The following is a 16,561-nucleotide window of genomic DNA, read 5'->3' as shown; positions in this document are numbered from 1 at the left end:
CCCGGCCGGCGTCGGCCTCGCAATCGCCTCCCCGGCCGACGCCGGTAGCACCTGAGGCGCGGGGCCCGCCCGCGATCGCGACGCGGCCGGCGTCGCGGTGGCGCCCGGCTGCCCCGGATAGTGCCTAGACGGTGGCGAAGGCCGCACGGCGGCGGGCATCCACCTCGGCGGCGAGGGCGGGCGCCCGGTCGAGCGCCTCGGCCAGGCCGCAGCCCGCCAGCCAGTTCGCGAGCATGAGGTGCCCACCCTCGGTCAGTACCGACTCCGGATGGAACTGCACCCCCTCGATCGGCAGCGTACGGTGCCGCATCGCCATGACCACGCCCGATCCGGTCCGGCCGGTCACCTCGATCTCGTCCGGCAGGGTCTCGGAGAGCACCGCCAGCGAGTGGTACCGGGTCGCGGTGAACGGATCGGGCAGGCCGGCGAGCACCCCGGCCCCGTCGTGCCGCACCTCGGAGGTCTTGCCGTGCAGCAGCTCCGGTGCCCGGTCCACGGTCGCTCCGAAGGCGGCGCCGATCGCCTGATGCCCGAGGCAGACGCCGAGGATCGGGAGCTTGCCGCCGTACTCGCGGACCACGTCGAGGCAGATCCCGGCGCGTTCGGGCGTACCCGGGCCGGGTGACAGGAGCACGCCGTCCGCGCCCGCCCGGCCGACCTCGGCGAGGGTGACCTGGTCGTTCCGTCGTACGTCGCACTCCGCGCCGAGCTGGCCGAGGTACTGCACCAGGTTGAAGACGAACGAGTCGTAGTTGTCGATGACCAGGATGCGCATCCGATTACCTGCTCGGCGAGGTGGAGGGGGGCGGGGTGTTCTGGTGGGTCGTGTCGTACGGGATGTCGTGGTCGCTGCCCGGCACGTCACCCTCGACGCCCGGGCCGCCCCCGGCGGGATCCCCCGGTACGCCGGAGTCCTGGGTCACCTGGACGTCGTCGAAGGGCAGCAGCGGCTCGGCCCAGGGGAAGACCACGTACCAGAGCAGGGCGACCACCGCCCCCGCGATGAGCAGCGAGCCGATCAGCTTGCCGGGCAGCCCGAACGGCAGGCGCCGCCAGATCCAGGCGTACATCGCAGGCTCAGTCTCCCAGCTCGACCGGGCGCCCGGCCGACTTCGGCGCCGTGCTCACCAACTCGGCATGGATGATCAGGCGCTGGTAGTTGTTGAACTTCGGGTTGCAGGTGGTCAGCGTCAGCATCGCCTTGGTGGGCGTCGCGGTCGGCTGGCCCGGTACCGGCGCGACCACCTCGATCTGGTTCGGCCGTACGATCCGGGTCTGCGCCACGTGGTAGACGAACCAGTCGGTCTGCGACTCGACCACGATCGGGTCGCCGTTCTTGAGCTCGTCCAGCCGCCAGAACGTGGCCCGGTTGCGGTGCCCGGCGACCGCGAAGTTGCCGATCTGACCCGGCAGGGCGCTCTGCGGATAGTGCCCGGGCGCGTACCGGATGTCCTTCTGGCTGACGCCCTGCACCACGACCCAGTGCTTGTCCAGCTTCGGGATGTAGAGACCGGCGATCGGCTTGCCCTCGGCCGGCGGCGCGAGCGGTGCGGCCGAGGCGGTGGGACCCACCGTCGGATCGGTGCCGCCGTCGTCCCACGCCTGGGCCAGCTGCGAGGTGAGGTCGTCCTGGTGGGCGCTGACGATGGCGGACTTGCCCCAGACCTCGTAGCCCGCGAAGAGGAGGACGACCAGGCCGAACGTGATCAGCAGCTCGCCGCTGACCCGTACGGTGCCGCGGATCCGGGAGCCCACCGTGGGGCGGGTCAGCTCGGAGTAGACGCTCTGGTACCCCTCGTCCGTGCGCTCGGGCCGGAGCTTGACCACCCGCTCGCCGCGCCGCGGGCCGTCGTCCCCGGCCGCTCCGGCGGCGTCCGGCTCGGCCGCCTTCGGGTCCACCGGTGGAACGGCCCCGATCAGCGCGGTCTCGTCCGGGGCGGGCTTGCGTACCGGCACGACGGGAATCACCGCGGTCGACTGGATCTGGTCGTCCCGGATGGCGGAGATGACGGTGGTGGGCGTGTCGCTCGGCTTGGGGCGCGCCGCCGGAGCGCTCTCCTGGGCGCCGGCCGTCGACGGCTGGCCCGGCCGGGTTGCGCCGGCGGGGCCGCCCGGCGTGGCCGACCCGGGCGCCGACGGTTGCGGTAGGGCCGGCCCGCGCGGTGGGGTCGGCGCACCCCAGTTACCGGGCTGAGCGGACGTTGCCGGCCATCCCAGGGTCTCGGGCGCGGCGGACCGCGGCGGCTGGACCCGCCCGCCGGCATGGTCGCCCCGGACCGGCGTCGGTTCGCCCGCCGTGGGGACCGGGGGGCCGGCCGGGATCGGCGAACCGGGCGCGGGAATCGGAGAGCCGGCCGCCGGTCCGCCGCCGCGGGAACCGATTGTGGGTAAGTTCGCGGTCGGCTCCGAACCGGCCGACGCGGGCGTGGATCCGAAACCGGTGCCCGGAGAGCCGGCGAAGGAGTCGGCGGCGGGATGGCCGGCGGCGGACCCGCCAGCCCCGTGATACCCGGGCGCGCCAGCCTCGTGATACCCGGGCGCGCCGGCTCCGGGCTCGCCGGGCGGGCCGCCGCCCGGGTAGCCGGGCGCGCCGGCCCTGGGGTAGCCGGGCGGGAGCGACTCGGCGCCGGGGTAGCCCGGCGCGGGCGGCCGGGTCCCGCGCGCCGGGCCGGAACCCGGCGAGCCGGTCGTCGGGAAGCTGGCGGTGGACGGGTCGGCCGTGCTCCGGGCCGCGGCGGCACCGGGCCAGGCCGGCGGCGGGACCGCTGGGCGCTCCCCGCCGTACCCGGCGGGGTCCCGGTCCGGCGCCGTCGGGGGTACCGCGCCGGGCGCCGGACGCTCCGGCGGGCTCGGCGGTACGGCCTGGCCGGGCGCTACGGAATGGCCGGGCGCTACACCGGGCGGTACGGGGTGCTCCGGCTCGACGAGCCGCGGGATCAGGGCGGTCGAGTCGTCGGCCTGCGCGGCGCGGTGGCGCCCGCGCTCGGGGGACGTTTCGTCCGGGGGCCAGCTCACTCGGGAACCTTCGCGAAGCGCAGGGCGGTCGATCCGTCGTACGCCGGAACGGTCACCTCGGAGACGGTTTCCCGGTAGCCGAGCTGATAGTGATCAACGGCGTCCTTGAACAACCGGACCCCCTCGGAGGCGGCGAGTGCCTGCTGCATGGCCGCGGGATCGCCGATTGCTATGATCTTGAACGGCGGCGAGTAGACCCGCCCGTGTAGCAGCAGCGTGTTGCCAACGCAGCGTACCGCGCTCGTGGCGAGTACGCGGACGTTCATGATGGACATGGCCTCGGCTCCGCCGGCCCAGAGCGCGTTGACGACGGCCTGTACGTCCCCCTGGTGCACCACGAGGTCGTCGTTGCTGGCCCCGTCGGGCAGGCTGCCGTCGCCGAGCTGCGGCGCGTCGTTCAGTTCGACCGTGATGCCGGGCCCGCTCAGCGCGGTGAGGCCGGCCGCCTGGCGGCTGGCGTTCGCGCGACTACGCTGCGCCGCGATCGGTGCGTCCGATCCGGCCAGCGCCTCGGTCTGGCTCTCGACCTTGGCGCGCAGCGCCGCGGCGCGTGCCTCGCTGGCCGCCACCTGGTCGCGGCGGTCCTTGATGAGCTGGGCCAGCTGCGGCCGGCGGTCCTCCCGCAGGGCCGTACCGCCGGCGCTGGTGGCGGTTGTGGTGAAGAGCAGCCCGGCCGCCAGGGCGATCACGGGGACCGCCATTGACCAGCCAGGACGACGCTGCCATGATCGTCGGGGTAGCAACCCCACGACGGCCCGGCGAATGACCTTGCGCCAGGAAGCCGCGCCGGACGTGTACTCCACCGAGTCTGCCCTCTCTCGCACCAGTCGCCGTGCCGGCCGCCCCGGGCGAGGCCGTGCCGGTCACCATTTCCGGCGACCCCGGGCGGGGTCGCCGCCGGTGCGGGCACTCGGTTGACGGGCCCGCTCCGGTTACCGCCCGTACTCGCTTGCCCCCGTTCATGGCCTGAGCGGGCTCTCGCGACTACGCTAGCTGTCGAACATTATTGGCCATGGACCGTCGCCCCCGTGCCCGGTTGTCAGGCCGGACGAGGATCACCACCCCCTCAGGAGAGCGTCGTGCCAAAGTCTCAGGTACGTAAGAAGAAGGTGTACACCCCGCCGACCGACGTACGGCCGGTGGCAACCGCGGCGACGCGCAAGCCTAGCCCGATCTGGCTGCCGATCACCGCGGTGGCTTTGATCGTCTTTGGTATCGGCTGGCTGGTCGTCTACTACCTCTCCGAGACGGAGTACCCGGTCGCCAGCTGGCAGTACTGGAACCTCGCGGTCGGGTTCGGCGCGATGGTGGCGTCGCTGATCCTGCTCTCGCGCTGGCGCTGACCCTCGCCACGGTTTCCCGCTGACCCGGCGCCGCGCGGAGCGCGGCGCCGACCGATCACGTCGTAGCCGGCCCGCCCGTCGTTGGGCGGGCCATTCTGCACCCCCCGGCGCGGGGCTTGCGAGGTTCCTCACGTTACTCATGGGTAACCTAGCGGGTAGGCTGCGGCTCAAGGCGCGGCCCCGACCGCCTCGGCGGTCACCCAGCCGCACGACCACGCAGTAGACCCGGAGGCTCTAACCCATGGGCAGCGTCCAGATCGTCACCACGGTCCTCGCCGCCGCCGTCACCGCCGTCGCGGCGTGGCTGGCGGTACGCGCCGTGCTGCGGATGGTTGCGGTGGTACGGCTGGGCCAGCCGGACCCGGAACGATTCACCGACCCGGCCACCCGCACCAGGACCATGCTGGCCGAGACGGCCGGTCACACCCGGATGCTCCGGTGGAGCGTGGTCGGGGCGGCCCACTGGTTCGTCATGGTCGCCTTCGTCGTCCTCTCGCTGCTGGTCCTCGAGGCGTACTTCGAGGTGGTGACGCCGGGCGGCGGCCTCCCGCTGATCGGCGGCTGGGTGGTCTACGGCCTGGTCACCGAGGTCATCGGAGTGCTGGGACTGGCCGGCATCCTGGTGCTGATCGCCATCCGGCTGCGCAACCGCCCCGGCAACCCGGAACGGCGCTCGCGCTTCACCGGCTCGACCATGTGGCAGGGGTACTTCGTCGAGGCCGTCGTGCTGGCCGTGCTGGTCTGCGGCTTCCTGATCCGCGGCTTCAAGGTGGCGACCGGCCACTTCGAGTTCCCGGCCTGGGCCACCCCGGTCAGCCACGCGGTCGGCGCGGTGCTGCCCGACTGGGACGCCGGCGTCAGCGTGGTCGCCCTCGTCAAGATCGCTATCTCGATGACCTGGGTGATCGTCATCGCGCTGAACGTGACGATGGGCGTCGCCTGGCACCGCTTCGCCGCGTTCTTCAACATCTACTTCAAGCGCAACCCCGGCCGGCGCGGTTCCGGGCTCGGCGCGCTGCGCCCGATGATGAGCGCCGGCAAGCCCCTGGACTTCGAGGAGGCCGACCCGGAGACCGACCAGTTCGGCGTCGGTCAGGTGGAGCAGTTCACGTGGAAGGGGCTGCTCGACTTCACCACCTGCACCGAGTGCGGTCGCTGCCAGTCGCAGTGCCCGGCTTGGAACACCGGCAAGCCGCTCTCGCCGAAGCTGCTGGTACTGAGCCTGCGCGACCACGCGTACGCGAAGGCGCCCTACCTGCTGGCCGGCGGCGGCAAGGACCTCACCGGCGAGGAGAAGGCCACCGCCGCCCAACTCGCGCACATGGACGTACTCGCCCTGGCCGAGGCGGACCGCCCGTTGATCGGCGGCGCCGCGGAGGGCGGCGTGATCGACCCGGACGTGCTCTGGTCCTGCACCACCTGCGGCGCCTGCGTCGAGCAGTGCCCGGTCGACATCGAGCACGTCGACCACATCGTCGACATGCGCCGCTACCAGGTGATGATCGAGTCCAGCTTCCCGTCCGAGGCGGGCGTGATGCTGCGCAACCTGGAGAACAAGGGCAACCCGTGGGGCGCTCCGCAGAACACCCGCGAGGACTGGACCAAGGGCCTGGACTTCGAGGTACCGCGGGTCGGCGAGGTGGACGACTTCGAGTACCTGCTCTGGGTCGGCTGCGCGGGTGCCTTCGAGGACCGGGCCAAGAAGACCACGCAGGCCGTCGCGACCCTGCTGCATCAGGCCGAGGTCAACTTCGCGATCCTCGGTGAGGGCGAGACCTGCACGGGCGACCCCGCCCGACGCATCGGCAACGAGTTCGTCTTCCAGATGCTGGCCCAGCAGAACGTGGAGACCCTGAACGAGGCGTTCGGCGACCGGGAGCGGGCCAAGCGCCGGATCGTCGCCACCTGCCCGCACTGCTTCAACACCCTGGCCAACGAGTACGGCCAGCTCGGCGGCGAGTTCGAGGTCGTGCACCACACGCAGCTGCTGGCCCACCTGGTCGCCACCGGCCGGCTCACCCCGGTCAAGCCGGTCGACGGCGGGGTCACCTACCACGACCCGTGCTACCTGGGCCGGCACAACCGGATCTTCAGCCCGCCGCGCGAGGTGCTCGGCAGCGCCGTCGCCGGTACGGGCACGCCCACCGCCGACGGGCTGGTCGAGATGCCCCGCAACAGCGAGCGCTCCTTCTGCTGCGGCGCCGGCGGCGCCCGGATGTGGATGGAGGAGCGGATCGGCAAGCGGATTAACGTGGAGCGGGTCGAGGAGGCGATCGCCACCGGCGCGAAGACCATCGCGGTCGGCTGCCCGTTCTGCAAGACCATGCTGACCGACGGGGTCACCGGCAAGGGCGTCGCCGACGACGTGGAGGTCGTCGACGTCGCCACCGTGCTGCTCCGCTCGGTCAAGCCGGAGCCGCAGACCCGACCCGAACCGGCCGCGACGGGCAGCTGAGCCGACCGGTCGCGACGGGCAGCCGAGCCCGCCGTGCCGCGGGCTGGGGCGCGTCACAGCTCGCGTACTGCGGAAAACCGCAGCGGTAGCCTCGCGCTCGTGCCACCGTTCCCCGCCGCCCCACCCGTACCGCCGCCGGCCGGGCCGCCCGCCCCGGCCCCGCCGCGCCGGTGGCGGGCGCGCGTCGCGCGGCCGGCCCGGTCGGGCGTACGGCTGCTCGCCGGCGCCCTGCTCGGCGCGCTCACGGTGCCGCTCGACGTCGCCTACCTCGTCGGGTACGGGCTGCTCCTGCCGCTGCGCCGCCGGAACCGCCCGGCCGGCCACCCGGTGCCGGCGGAGCGCTACGACGCGCTCGCCCGCCCGCTGGTCGAGCTGCACCGCCGGCGCCTCGCGGGTCTCCTGGGCGCCGAGGTTCCCGGCGGGTACGACCTGCCGCGCGCCCGCCGGTACCTGGCGCTGCGCTGGCTCGTCGGGCTGCTCGGCGGATTCCTGCTGCTGCTCTTCGCCTGGGGGCTGACCTCCGGGCTGGTCTGGGCCTGGGACCTCTGCACCGGCCGCAGCACCCTCTCCGACGTCGCCCAGCAACTCGTCGGTTCGGTGCTGCTCGGCTTTCTGATCATCCAGGGCTTCGCCGGCTGGGGCGGCCTGGACCGGCGGCTGGCCCGGCGCCTGCTCGGCCCCGGCGACCGGGAGCTGCTGCGGCGGCGCATCGCCGAGCTGGCCGCCAGCCGGGCCGGCGTGGTCGCCGCCGTGGATGCCGAGCGCCGGCGGATCGAGCGGGACCTGCACGACGGGGTGCAGCAGCGGCTGGTCGCGATGGGCATGCTGCTCGGGCGGGCCCGCCGTACCGCCGACCCGGCCAGGGCCGCCGAGCTGCTGCGCCAGGCGCACGAGCAGTCCGGGCAGATCCTCGACGAACTGCGCGAGGTCGCCTGGCGGGTCTACCCGACCGCGCTGGACAACCTGGGGCTGGGCGACGCGCTCGCCCGGGTGGCCGAGCACGCCGGGCTGCCGGTACGCCTCGACTGCCGCCTGCCGGACCGCCCGCCGGGCGCGGTCGAGACGGCCGCCTACTTCGTCGTCTCGGAGGCGGTGACGAACGCGGCCAAGCACGCCCGGGCCAGCCAGGTCACCGTCGAGGTCGGCGCCCGCGACGGTCTCCTCGTCGTCTCGGTGCGCGACGACGGCATCGGCGGGGCCGACCCGGCCGGCAGCGGGCTGGCCGGACTGGCCCGGCGGGTGGCCGCCCTGGACGGGGAGTTCCGGGTGGTCAGCCCGCCCGGCGGACCGACGACGCTGACCGCGGAGCTGCCGTGCGCGTGATCCTGGCCGAGGACTCGACCCTGCTGCGGGAGGGGCTGGTCCGGCTGCTCGCGGACGAGGGCCACGAGGTGGTGGCGGCGGTCGGCGACGGGGACGCGCTGGTCGCGGCGGTCGCGGCGGAACAGCCGGACGTGGTGGTGGCGGACGTACGGATGCCACCCACGCACACCGACGAGGGGCTGCGCGCCGCGCTGGAGATCCGCCGCGGCTGGCCCGCCGTCGGGGTGCTGGTCCTCTCCCAGTACGTGGAGAAGCGGTACGCCGTCGAGCTGCTCAGCACGCGTACCGAGGGGGTCGGGTACCTGCTCAAGGACCGGGTCGTACAGGTGGAGGAGTTCCTGGACGCGTTGCGGCGGGTCAGTGACGGCGGGACCGCCTTCGATCCCGAGGTGGTACGCCAGCTGCTCGCGCGCACCAGCCACGCCGACCCGCTGAGCCGGCTGACCGAGCGGGAGCGGGCGGTGCTGGACCACATGGCACAGGGGCACACCAACGCCACCATCGCGAGCCAGCTCCACATCTCGCAGAGCGGGGTGGAGAAGCACGTCAACGCCATCTTCGACAAGCTGGACCTGTCCCGGGTGAGCGGCTACAGCCGCCGGGTGCTGGCGGTCCTGCGCTATCTCGGCTCCTGACAGCCCGCCCTTGTGACCACGGCCTGCCCTCGGCGGCCTCCGGTCGACCGGCCCTGGCCGCCGAGCCGCTCCTGGCCGCCAGCGCCTCCGCCGCCGGGCCCCCGCAGACGGGTCCCTGCCGCCAGCGCCTCCGCCGTCGGGCCCCTGCCGTCCGGGATTGCGGACGGCAGGGCCCCGGGCGCGGCGTTCAGGAGCCGCGCCGGCCCCGGCTGCGGGCGCGGAGCACGCGGGAGACGACGAAGTACCCGACGCCGAGCACCACCGCCGCGATCACGACGTTCTGGAGGATCCCGACGTACGCCTCGACCCGCCACCAGTTCTCGCCGAGCAGATAGCCGGCGAGCACGAAGACGGTGTTCCAGATCAGACTGCCGAGGGCGGTGAGGCCGAGGAAGGTCGCTATCGGCATCCGCTCGATCCCGGCCGGTACCGAGATGAGGCTCCGGAAGATCGGGATCATCCGCCCGAAGAAGACCGCCTTGGTGCCGTGTCGTGCGAACCACGCCTCGGTACGGTCCACGTCGGCGACCTTCACCAGCGGCAACCGCGCCGCGATGGCCCGGGTGCGGTCCCGCCCGAGCAGGGCGCCGACGTAGTAGAGCGCGACCGCGCCGACCGTGGAGCCGAGCGTGGTCCAGAAGATCGCCGCGCCGAGGTGGATGTCGCCCTGGCTGGCGGCGAAGCCGGCGAGCGGCAGGATGACCTCGCTGGGCAGGGGCGGGAAGAGGTTCTCCAGCGCGACGGCCAGCCCGGCGCCCGGCGCGCCGAGGGTCTCCATCAGTCCGGTGGCCCAGCCGGCGATGCCGGTGGGTTCGGGCGGGCCGGCGAGCGGGTGCGCAAGTTCGGTCATTGCTCTGACGCTAATCACTGCAAGCTGGATGAACCCTGGGGATGTCCCTCGATTCCACCGCCCGGCTACCCCACCGGTGCCGTTGCGGAAAACCACGCCCGCCTCCATCCCGCCGCGACGGCGCGGTGACGACGGGCGAGACCCGGGCCCTGCGGTTGCCGGCTCTGGCATGGAACAATCTGCACCGAGGTGAGCCGATCATCGATAGCCTGGTACTGACGACACTCCTGCCCCTGGTCGGCTTCGCGCTGCTGACCGCCGGCAACGCCTTCTTCGTGGCGGCCGAGTTCGCCCTCGTCACGGTGGACCGCGCCGAGATCGACCAGCGGGCGGCCGGCGGCGACCGGCGCGCCCGGACCGTACGGCAGGCGCTGCGCGAACTCTCCTTCCAGCTCTCCGGGGCGCAGCTCGGCATCACCATCACCGCCCTGCTCACCGGCTATCTCGCCGAGCCGGCCCTGGCCAAGCTCTTCGGCCCGCTGATCCGGCCGCTGGCCGGTACGCACACCGAGACGGTGACGTCGCTACTGGCGCTCGCACTGGCGACCCTGCTGTCGATGCTCTTCGGCGAGCTGGTGCCCAAGAACGGGGCGCTGGCGCGGCCGATGCCCGCCGCGTTGGCCACGGCGGCGCCGATGCGCGGCTTCTCGACCGCGTTCGGCTGGCTGATCCGGGGCCTGAACAACTCGGCGAACTGGCTGGTCCGGCGGCTCGGCGTGGAGCCGCAGGAGGAACTGGCCAGCGCCCGTTCGCCCGAGGAGCTGGGACTGCTCGCCGCGATCTCGGCGCGGGCCGGCGCGCTGCCCAGCGACACCGCGATGCTGCTGCAGCGCACGATCCGCTTCGGCGACAAGCGGGCCGCGGAGGCGATGACCCCGCGCGTCGACGTGGTCGCGCTGCGGGCCACCGCGACCGTGTCGGAGCTGCTGGAACTGGCCCGGCAGACCGGCCGGACCCGGTTCCCCGTGTACGAGGAGACGCTCGACCTGGTCACCGGGGTGGCCGGGGTGCCGGACGCGCTGGGCGTACCGCCGGCCCGGCGCGCCGCCACCAGGGTCGCCGCCGTGGCGCGGGAGCCGGTCTACGTACCGGAGAGCCTCGACCTCGACGGGGTGCTGGCGGCGCTGCGCTCGGCCGACGCGGACCTCGCGATCGTCGTCGACGAGTACGGCGGCACCGACGGCGTGGTCACGGTCGAGGACCTGGTGGAGGAGCTGGTCGGCGAGATCGCCGACGAGTTCGACCCGGACGTGGTGGCCGACAGCGGCCGGGTCGAGCTGACCGTGCCGGGCGGCGAACGGACCGTCCTGGTCGAGGGCGTGCTGCGCGAGGACGAACTGGCCGAGCAGACGGGCTTCCGCCTGCCCGAGGGGCCGTACGAGACGCTGGCCGGGTTCCTGCTGGCCCGGCTCGGGCACATCCCGGTCGCCGGCGAGACGGTCGAGGAACAGGGGTACGAGTTCACCGTGGTCGAGGTCGAACGGCACCGGATCGAGCAGGTGCGGGTACTGCGGCCGGAGGAGTCCCATGGCGACCACGACTGACCCCGCCCCGACACCGGGCGCCGGCCAGGACCCCGTGACACCGGCGGGTGTGGCGTGAGCCTGGTCGTCACCGTCGTCCTGCTGCTCGGCAACGCCTTCTTCGTGGGCAGCGAGTTCGCGCTGATCGCCTCCCGGCGTACCGTCATCGAGCCGCTCGCCGCGACCTCGAAGCGGGCCCGGTGGGCGCTGTCGGCGATGAACCAGATCCCGCTGATGATCGCCGGCGCGCAGCTCGGCATCACCATCTGCTCGCTGGGGCTGGGCGCCATCGCCGAGCCGGCCCTGGCGCACCTGCTGGAGCATCCGTTCCACACGCTGGGCCTGCCGGAGCGGGCGGTGCACCCGACCGCCTTCGTCCTGGCCCTCGGTGTGGTTGTCTTCCTGCACACCGTGGTCGGCGAGATGGTGCCGAAGAACATCACGCTGGCCGGGCCGGAGCCCTCCGCGCTGGTGCTCGGCCCGGCGATGCTGGCCTTCTGCAACGCGACGAAGCCGCTGCTGGTGGCGATGAAGTGGGCGTCGCGCCAGGTGCTGCGGCTGTGGCGGATCGAGGCCACGGACGCGGTCAAGACCGTCTTCACGGCGGAGGAGCTGGCCGGACTGGTCTCCCAGGCCCGTACCGAGGGGCTGCTCGGCTCGGAGGAGCACGCGCGGATCACCGCCGCGCTGGCGCTGCACAGCCGTACCGCGGCGGACGCCCTGCGGCCGTGGTCCACGGTGACCACCGTGGCCGAGGATGTCTCACCGGCGTCGCTGGAGGTGCTCGCCACGCGCACCGGGCGCTCGCGCTTCCCGGTGGTCCAGCGGTCGACCCGCCGGGTGCTCGGCTTCGTACACGTCAAGGACGTCCTTGGGTACGAGGGGGCGAGCCGCCGGGCGCCCGTACCGCCGGAGGTGGTCCGGCCGCTGGCGGTGGTGGCGCCGGAGCGCAGCCTGGCGGACCTGCTGTTGGCGATGCGGCGGGAGCGGCGGCACATGATGCTCGTCAGCGACGGGCGTTCGCCGCTCGGGGTGGTGACCCTCGACGACGTGCTGACCGCGGTGGTCGGCCGGGACGCGGACGCCGCCGGTACGCAACCTGCCCAGATGTGAATCGGGCGCTGTCGCGACCTGTCCCGCCTTGCTCGAATCGCCCCGGTTACCTAATCTCTGCACCGACCGCGCTTACGAACGCGTCGACGTCGCCGGCCACCGGCCTCGACACGCGTCCGCGAACTCGGCCCCCTGTCCCTCAAGGGAAGCGAGGGACAGGGGGCCGCCGTCGTTCGAACGTCCCCGTCCGGGGGCGTCCCGGGCTAGCGCGGCGCGCCGACCGGGGACGGCAGGATCTGCACGTCGGCCAGGTTCACGAACATGATCCGGTGTCCGAACTGGATCTGGACGTACGTGGTGTCGCCGCGGATCACGGTCCAGTCACCGGGCGAGGAGCCGTCGAAGGTGACCGCGCGGTAGTACTCGCTCGGCAGCACCGCGCCGACGGCGTACCGCTGGCCGGCGGCGAGCGTGTACTGCAACGGGGTGATCGCCTGGTACGGCACGCCCGCCGGGTAGGCGGCCTGCTCCGGGTACGCCCTGCCGTACACGGGGATGGTGGCCCGGCCCGGCTTCGGGGTGACCACCAGGCCGGTGGACCACTTCGCGGCCGGCGCCGACGGCGGGTTGTGGAACCAGGCCTTCTGACCGAGGTACCAGATGGCGGTCCAGTCGCCCCGGCGGTCGGCGACCGCGTACGTCTGGCCGGCCGAGGCGCGGGCCCCGTGGTCGGAGATGTGCATGGTGTCCGGCGTGCCGTCCGGCCGCAGCCCCAGGTCATTGACGAGCGGGGCGTCGGCGCTCGGCGCGCTGTGCAGGATCACCGAGGAGGAGCCGCGCGACGGGCACGGTACGCCGGCGGTGTCGCAGCCGGTGAAGGCGGGCCGGTTCGTGGCGAAGTCCGGATCGATGGTGACCAGCCCGGTGCGGGGCGTACCGAGGGTCCGGAACGGGGCCTTGAGCAGGTCGAAGTAGTGCGACCAGTCCCAGTACGGGCCCGGGTCCCAGTGCATGCCGCCGACGTTGCCGGGCAGGATGCCGGGGACGTTGTCGTGGCCGATGATGTGCTGGCGGTCCAGCGGGATGCCCAGCCGCAGCGCCAGGTACCGCACCAGCTTCGCCGAGCTGCGGTACATCGCCTCGGTGTACCAGGTGCCCTGCGCGGCGAAGCCCTCGTGTTCGAGGCCGACCGACTTGGCGTTGACGTACCAGTTGCCGGCGTGCCACGCCACGTCCTTGGCCTTGACGTGCTGGGCGATGTGACCGTCCACCGAGCGCAGCGTGTAGTTCCAGCTCACGTACGTGGGGTCCTGCACCATGTTGATGGTGCCGGCGTAGCTGCCCTCGGTGTCGTGGATGACGATGTACTCGATCTTCTGCCGGCCCGGCCGGTCGGAGAGGTCGTGGTTGCCGTAGTCGCCGTCGCCGAACTGCTCGTACGGCGCCGGGATCCACTCGCACGGCAGCTCGGGCGGGCACTCCAGCCCGTCCGGGCGGGCCAGCTCGCGCAGGCCGAGCTTGTCCAGCCAGGACCGGGCCGGGTTCAGGCCGGGGTGCGCGGCGAGCGTGATCCGGTGTCCGTCGTCGGTGGTCCGGCTGGCGCCGTCGCGGATGGTGGTGAAGACCTCGTCCGCGAAGGCCGCCGCCGCGTCCGCGCTGTCGCTGCCGGAGTACCGGGCCACCGCGCCGTACCAGGCCGCGGGGTCGCTCGCGTTCCCGGTCGGTCCGGCCAGGGCCCGCTGGTACGACGAGAGCAGCGCCGCGCCGCCGCGGATGTTGGCGGCCGGGTCGCTTCGCAGCGCCTCCGCCGCGGTACCGGTCAACCGGGCCGCGCTGTCGAGGGTCTGCAGCGCCGCGGCGGGCGGCGCGTCGGCCTCGGGGTGCTGGACGGCGAGCGCCGGGCGGGCGGAGTCGCCGCGCGGGTCCTCGCCCGCGTCGTAGTGGCCCCCGCCGGGCAGGCCGGCGACGTGGCGGGCGTCGGTGAGGTGCATGGGACCGTAGCCGCCGCTGGTGCTGGGGGTGCCGGCGTTGCCGTCCCAGCGGGACTCCAGATAGGAGACGCCGAGCAGGACGGCCTCGGGCACGCCGTACTCGGCGGCCGCGGCGGCGTACAGCTGTTGCCGGCTGTCCACCGGGGTGGCCGCGGCCTGGACGGGTAGGGTCGGCGCGAGCGTCGCGGCGCCGACGAGGGCGGTACTGAGCAGGATTCGCCTGCCGAGGGGGACGTTCGGAGGGTGCATGGGACCTCCATGGGGAATCGACCTACGCCTCACCCTGACCCGACATCTCGGGCCTGGTCAATAGCTGCCAAAGACTGCAACAAAGCCGAAAAAAAGCTTCGCGAAGCGGCACCCTCCGCGACCGGCGCATATACCTAACGAATTGCCCCCCGCGCCGGCTTGCTTTCCGAGAAAGCTTCTCCCTAACCTTGGTGACCGTCGAGCCGTCGGTAGTTCGCCCAACCGGGCGGCCGGCCCGACCCGCCGAATCGTCACGAGCACGAACCGGGGACCCAGGACCACATCGGGGTGAATCCGCGAACCTGCGGTAGGGCGCAACTCTTCCCGCCCGAACCCGTCAGCTAACTCGGTAGGCGGCCAGGGGAAGAAGGAGTACGGACCCCGGTGGCACATACCGCCCCGCGGCCGCGATTCGACCAGCCGGCCTCCGCCGGTCACCGAATCGCCGCGCCGCGCCCGCGCCGGCCTCTCATCACCGCTGCTCTCGCCGCAGCTGCCAGCATCGCCGTCCTGCTCACGGGCGTGACGCCCGCCGTCGCCGAGCCCTCGGTGACCGAGATCGAGAAGCAGATCGACACGGCCTGGAACAAGCTGGAGCCGGTGATCGAGCAGTACAACGCCACGCACGAGGACCTGGTCGCCAAGCAGAAGCAGGCCGACGGCCTCGCCAAGCAGCTCCAGCCCCTGCAGTTGCAGGTGGACCTCGCGATGGGCAAGGTCGGCCAGTTCGCCGCCCGCACCTACATGGGTAACACCACCTCCGCGGTGAACGCGATCCTCAGCAGTGGCTCGCCGACCCAGCTCACCGACCAGCTGGAACTGCTCGCCCACTTCGCCAAGGAGCAGCGCAACGACGTGCAGGCCGCGATGGACCTGCGGGACCAGCTGGCCGCGAAGAAGGCGCCGCTGGACGCGCTGATCGCCCAGCTCGCCAAGACCGACGCCGAGCTCGCGGTGAAGAAGAAGCAGATCAACGCCGAGGTCGACCGGCTGCAGGCGCTGCGGGTCAAGGTCGGCGGCAACGGCGACGGCAACTTCCGGCTGGGCCTCTGCCCCACCGAGTACACCGGCGGCAAGCAGCTCACCGTCGCCAAGTTCGCCTGCGCGCAGATCGGCAAGCGCTACGTCTGGGGCGCCGACGGGCCCGACACGTACGACTGCTCCGGCCTGATGCTCGCGGCCTGGGCGAAGGTCGGGGTCAGCCTGCCGCACAACGCGGCCCGGCAGTACAACACCATGCGGCACGTCAGCCGCTCGCAACTGCAGCCCGGCGACCTGGTCTTCTACAACGGGCTCGCACACGTCGGCATGTACGTCGGCGGCGGGTTCGTGGTGCACGCGCCGCACACCGGGGACCACGTCCGGATGAAGAAGATCGACGACGGCAGCATCGTCGGGTACGGCCGACCGGACTGACCGCTCGACCGTCACACTGACGGCCCCTCCGCCACGGAATCCGTGGTCGAGGGGCCGTTCGGTTTTGTCCTCCCGGCTGCGGGCGCACCGCCGGCGCGGACGGCCCTGGCGGCGCGGGAGGGTCAGCGGGTGGGCCAGGTCCGCCAGTGCTGCCAGGATCGGCTCGGCGTCGGGCCGCGCTGTCCCTGGTAGCGCGAGCCGTAGACGGCCGAGCCGTACGGGTGCTCCGCCGGCGAGGAGAGCCGGAAGATGCAGAGCTGGCCGATCTTCATGCCGGGCCAGAGGGTGATCGGCAGGTTCGCCACGTTCGACAACTCCAGCGTCACGTGCCCGGAGAAGCCCGGATCGATGAAGCCGGCGGTCGAGTGGGTCAGCAGGCCGAGCCGGCCCAGGCTCGACTTGCCCTCCAGCCGGCCCGCGAGCTGGTCGCCGAGCGTGATCACTTCGAGCGTCGAGGCGAGGACGAACTCGCCCGGGTGCAGCACGAACGGCTCGCCGTCGGGCACCTCGACCACCGAGGTGAGATCGTCCTGCTGGGCCGACGGGTCGATGTGCGTGTAGAGGTGGTTGTTGAAGACCCGGAACAGCCGGTCCAGCCGCACGTCGATGCTCGACGGCTGTACGAGCGACGGTTCGAACGGCTCCAGCGCGAGCGCACCCGACTTGATCTCGCTGACCAGGTCGCGGTCGGAGAGCAGCATGCCGACC

General features: G+C 72.8%; 14 protein-coding genes and 1 riboswitch. Of the genes, 7 read left to right on the top strand and 7 right to left on the bottom strand.

The annotated features are described in order from the left end of the window. Positions 1-124: 124 nt before the first annotated feature. The 4 genes from AB0J86_RS02090 to AB0J86_RS02075 all read right to left on the bottom strand — a co-directional run bounded on the left by AB0J86_RS02090 (position 125) and on the right by AB0J86_RS02075 (position 3,818). Positions 125-775, bottom strand: coding sequence for an aminodeoxychorismate/anthranilate synthase component II (locus AB0J86_RS02090; protein ID WP_363851031.1), 651 nt, complete (start codon positions 773-775; stop codon positions 125-127). Between the two features lie 4 nt (positions 776-779). Then, entirely contained in the window at positions 780-1,070 is a 291-nt protein-coding gene (locus AB0J86_RS02085; protein WP_363851028.1) for a hypothetical protein, read from the bottom strand. Positions 1,071-1,077: 7 nt separating this feature from the next. Then, the gene (locus tag AB0J86_RS02080; RefSeq protein ID WP_363851025.1) at positions 1,078-1,968 is read right to left on the bottom strand and encodes a class E sortase; all 891 of its coding nucleotides are present in this window, start codon (positions 1,966-1,968) and stop codon (positions 1,078-1,080) included. A 1,043-nt stretch (positions 1,969-3,011) separates the two neighbouring features. Then, entirely contained in the window at positions 3,012-3,818 is an 807-nt protein-coding gene (locus tag AB0J86_RS02075; RefSeq protein WP_363851022.1) for a DUF881 domain-containing protein, read from the bottom strand. A gap of 276 nt (positions 3,819-4,094) precedes the next feature. On the opposite strand from AB0J86_RS02075, the gene AB0J86_RS02070 reads away from it, so the two are divergent. The 4 genes from AB0J86_RS02070 (at position 4,095) to AB0J86_RS02055 (ending at position 8,771) form a co-directional block, all read left to right on the top strand. Further along, positions 4,095-4,358: a cell division protein CrgA gene (locus AB0J86_RS02070; protein WP_363851019.1), complete on the top strand. Its 264-nt coding sequence runs from the start codon at positions 4,095-4,097 to the stop codon at positions 4,356-4,358. Between the two features lie 241 nt (positions 4,359-4,599). Further along, positions 4,600-6,813 carry a (Fe-S)-binding protein gene (locus AB0J86_RS02065; protein ID WP_363851016.1) on the top strand — a complete coding sequence of 738 codons (2,214 nt, stop codon included), beginning with the start codon at positions 4,600-4,602 and terminating at the stop codon, positions 6,811-6,813. A gap of 99 nt (positions 6,814-6,912) precedes the next feature. After that, positions 6,913-8,136: a sensor histidine kinase gene (locus AB0J86_RS02060; RefSeq protein WP_363851013.1), complete on the top strand. Its 1,224-nt coding sequence runs from the start codon at positions 6,913-6,915 to the stop codon at positions 8,134-8,136. Then, entirely contained in the window at positions 8,127-8,771 is a 645-nt protein-coding gene (locus AB0J86_RS02055; RefSeq protein WP_363851010.1) for a response regulator transcription factor, read from the top strand. The genes AB0J86_RS02060 and AB0J86_RS02055 overlap by 10 nt, the downstream gene beginning before the upstream one ends. A gap of 187 nt (positions 8,772-8,958) precedes the next feature. On the opposite strand, the gene AB0J86_RS02050 is transcribed toward AB0J86_RS02055, so the two are convergent. After that, positions 8,959-9,621, bottom strand: a complete 663-nt coding sequence (locus AB0J86_RS02050) for a DedA family protein (RefSeq protein WP_363851007.1) — start codon at positions 9,619-9,621, stop codon at positions 8,959-8,961. Between the two features lie 227 nt (positions 9,622-9,848). Here AB0J86_RS02050 and AB0J86_RS02045 point away from each other — a divergent pair, with 227 nt between their 5' ends. Beyond that, positions 9,849-11,165, top strand: coding sequence for a hemolysin family protein (locus AB0J86_RS02045; RefSeq protein ID WP_363851614.1), 1,317 nt, complete (start codon positions 9,849-9,851; stop codon positions 11,163-11,165). Between the two features lie 54 nt (positions 11,166-11,219). Then, entirely contained in the window at positions 11,220-12,257 is a 1,038-nt protein-coding gene (locus AB0J86_RS02040) for a hemolysin family protein (RefSeq protein WP_363851004.1), read from the top strand. A 203-nt stretch (positions 12,258-12,460) separates the two neighbouring features. On the opposite strand, the gene AB0J86_RS02035 is transcribed toward AB0J86_RS02040, so the two are convergent. Next, on the bottom strand, positions 12,461-14,437 hold the full coding sequence (locus AB0J86_RS02035) for a peptidoglycan recognition family protein (protein ID WP_363851001.1): 1,977 nt from the start codon (positions 14,435-14,437) through the stop codon (positions 12,461-12,463). Positions 14,438-14,668: 231 nt separating this feature from the next. Next, positions 14,669-14,808, top strand: a riboswitch (cyclic di-AMP (ydaO/yuaA leader). A gap of 151 nt (positions 14,809-14,959) precedes the next feature. Here AB0J86_RS02035 and AB0J86_RS02030 point away from each other — a divergent pair. Continuing rightward, positions 14,960-15,853 (top strand): NlpC/P60 family protein, encoded by an 894-nt coding sequence (locus tag AB0J86_RS02030; RefSeq protein ID WP_363850998.1) that lies wholly within the window; start codon positions 14,960-14,962, stop codon positions 15,851-15,853. A 122-nt stretch (positions 15,854-15,975) separates the two neighbouring features. On the opposite strand, the gene dcd is transcribed toward AB0J86_RS02030, so the two are convergent. Next, positions 15,976-16,554, bottom strand: coding sequence for a dCTP deaminase (dcd, locus tag AB0J86_RS02025; RefSeq protein ID WP_363850995.1), 579 nt, complete (start codon positions 16,552-16,554; stop codon positions 15,976-15,978). Positions 16,555-16,561: the final 7 nt, after the last annotated feature.

Origin of the sequence: Micromonospora sp. NPDC049559 (genome assembly GCF_040676675.1) — a bacterium.
GTDB lineage: Bacteria > Actinomycetota > Actinomycetes > Mycobacteriales > Micromonosporaceae > JBFAPK01.
This window is presented reverse-complemented; position numbering and strand designations above follow the sequence as displayed.

Excerpts from the sequence above, each read along its gene's own strand:
- AB0J86_RS02090 (WP_363851031.1), bottom strand. The coding sequence starts at position 775 with ATGCGCATCCTGGTCATCGACAACTACGACTCGTTCGTCTTCAACCTG.
- AB0J86_RS02085 (WP_363851028.1), bottom strand. The coding sequence starts at position 1,070 with ATGTACGCCTGGATCTGGCGGCGCCTGCCGTTCGGGCTGCCCGGCAAG.
- AB0J86_RS02065 (WP_363851016.1), top strand. The coding sequence starts at position 4,600 with ATGGGCAGCGTCCAGATCGTCACCACGGTCCTCGCCGCCGCCGTCACC.
- AB0J86_RS02050 (WP_363851007.1), bottom strand. The coding sequence starts at position 9,621 with ATGACCGAACTTGCGCACCCGCTCGCCGGCCCGCCCGAACCCACCGGC.
- AB0J86_RS02035 (WP_363851001.1), bottom strand. The coding sequence starts at position 14,437 with ATGCACCCTCCGAACGTCCCCCTCGGCAGGCGAATCCTGCTCAGTACC.
- dcd (WP_363850995.1), bottom strand. The coding sequence starts at position 16,554 with ATGCTGCTCTCCGACCGCGACCTGGTCAGCGAGATCAAGTCGGGTGCG.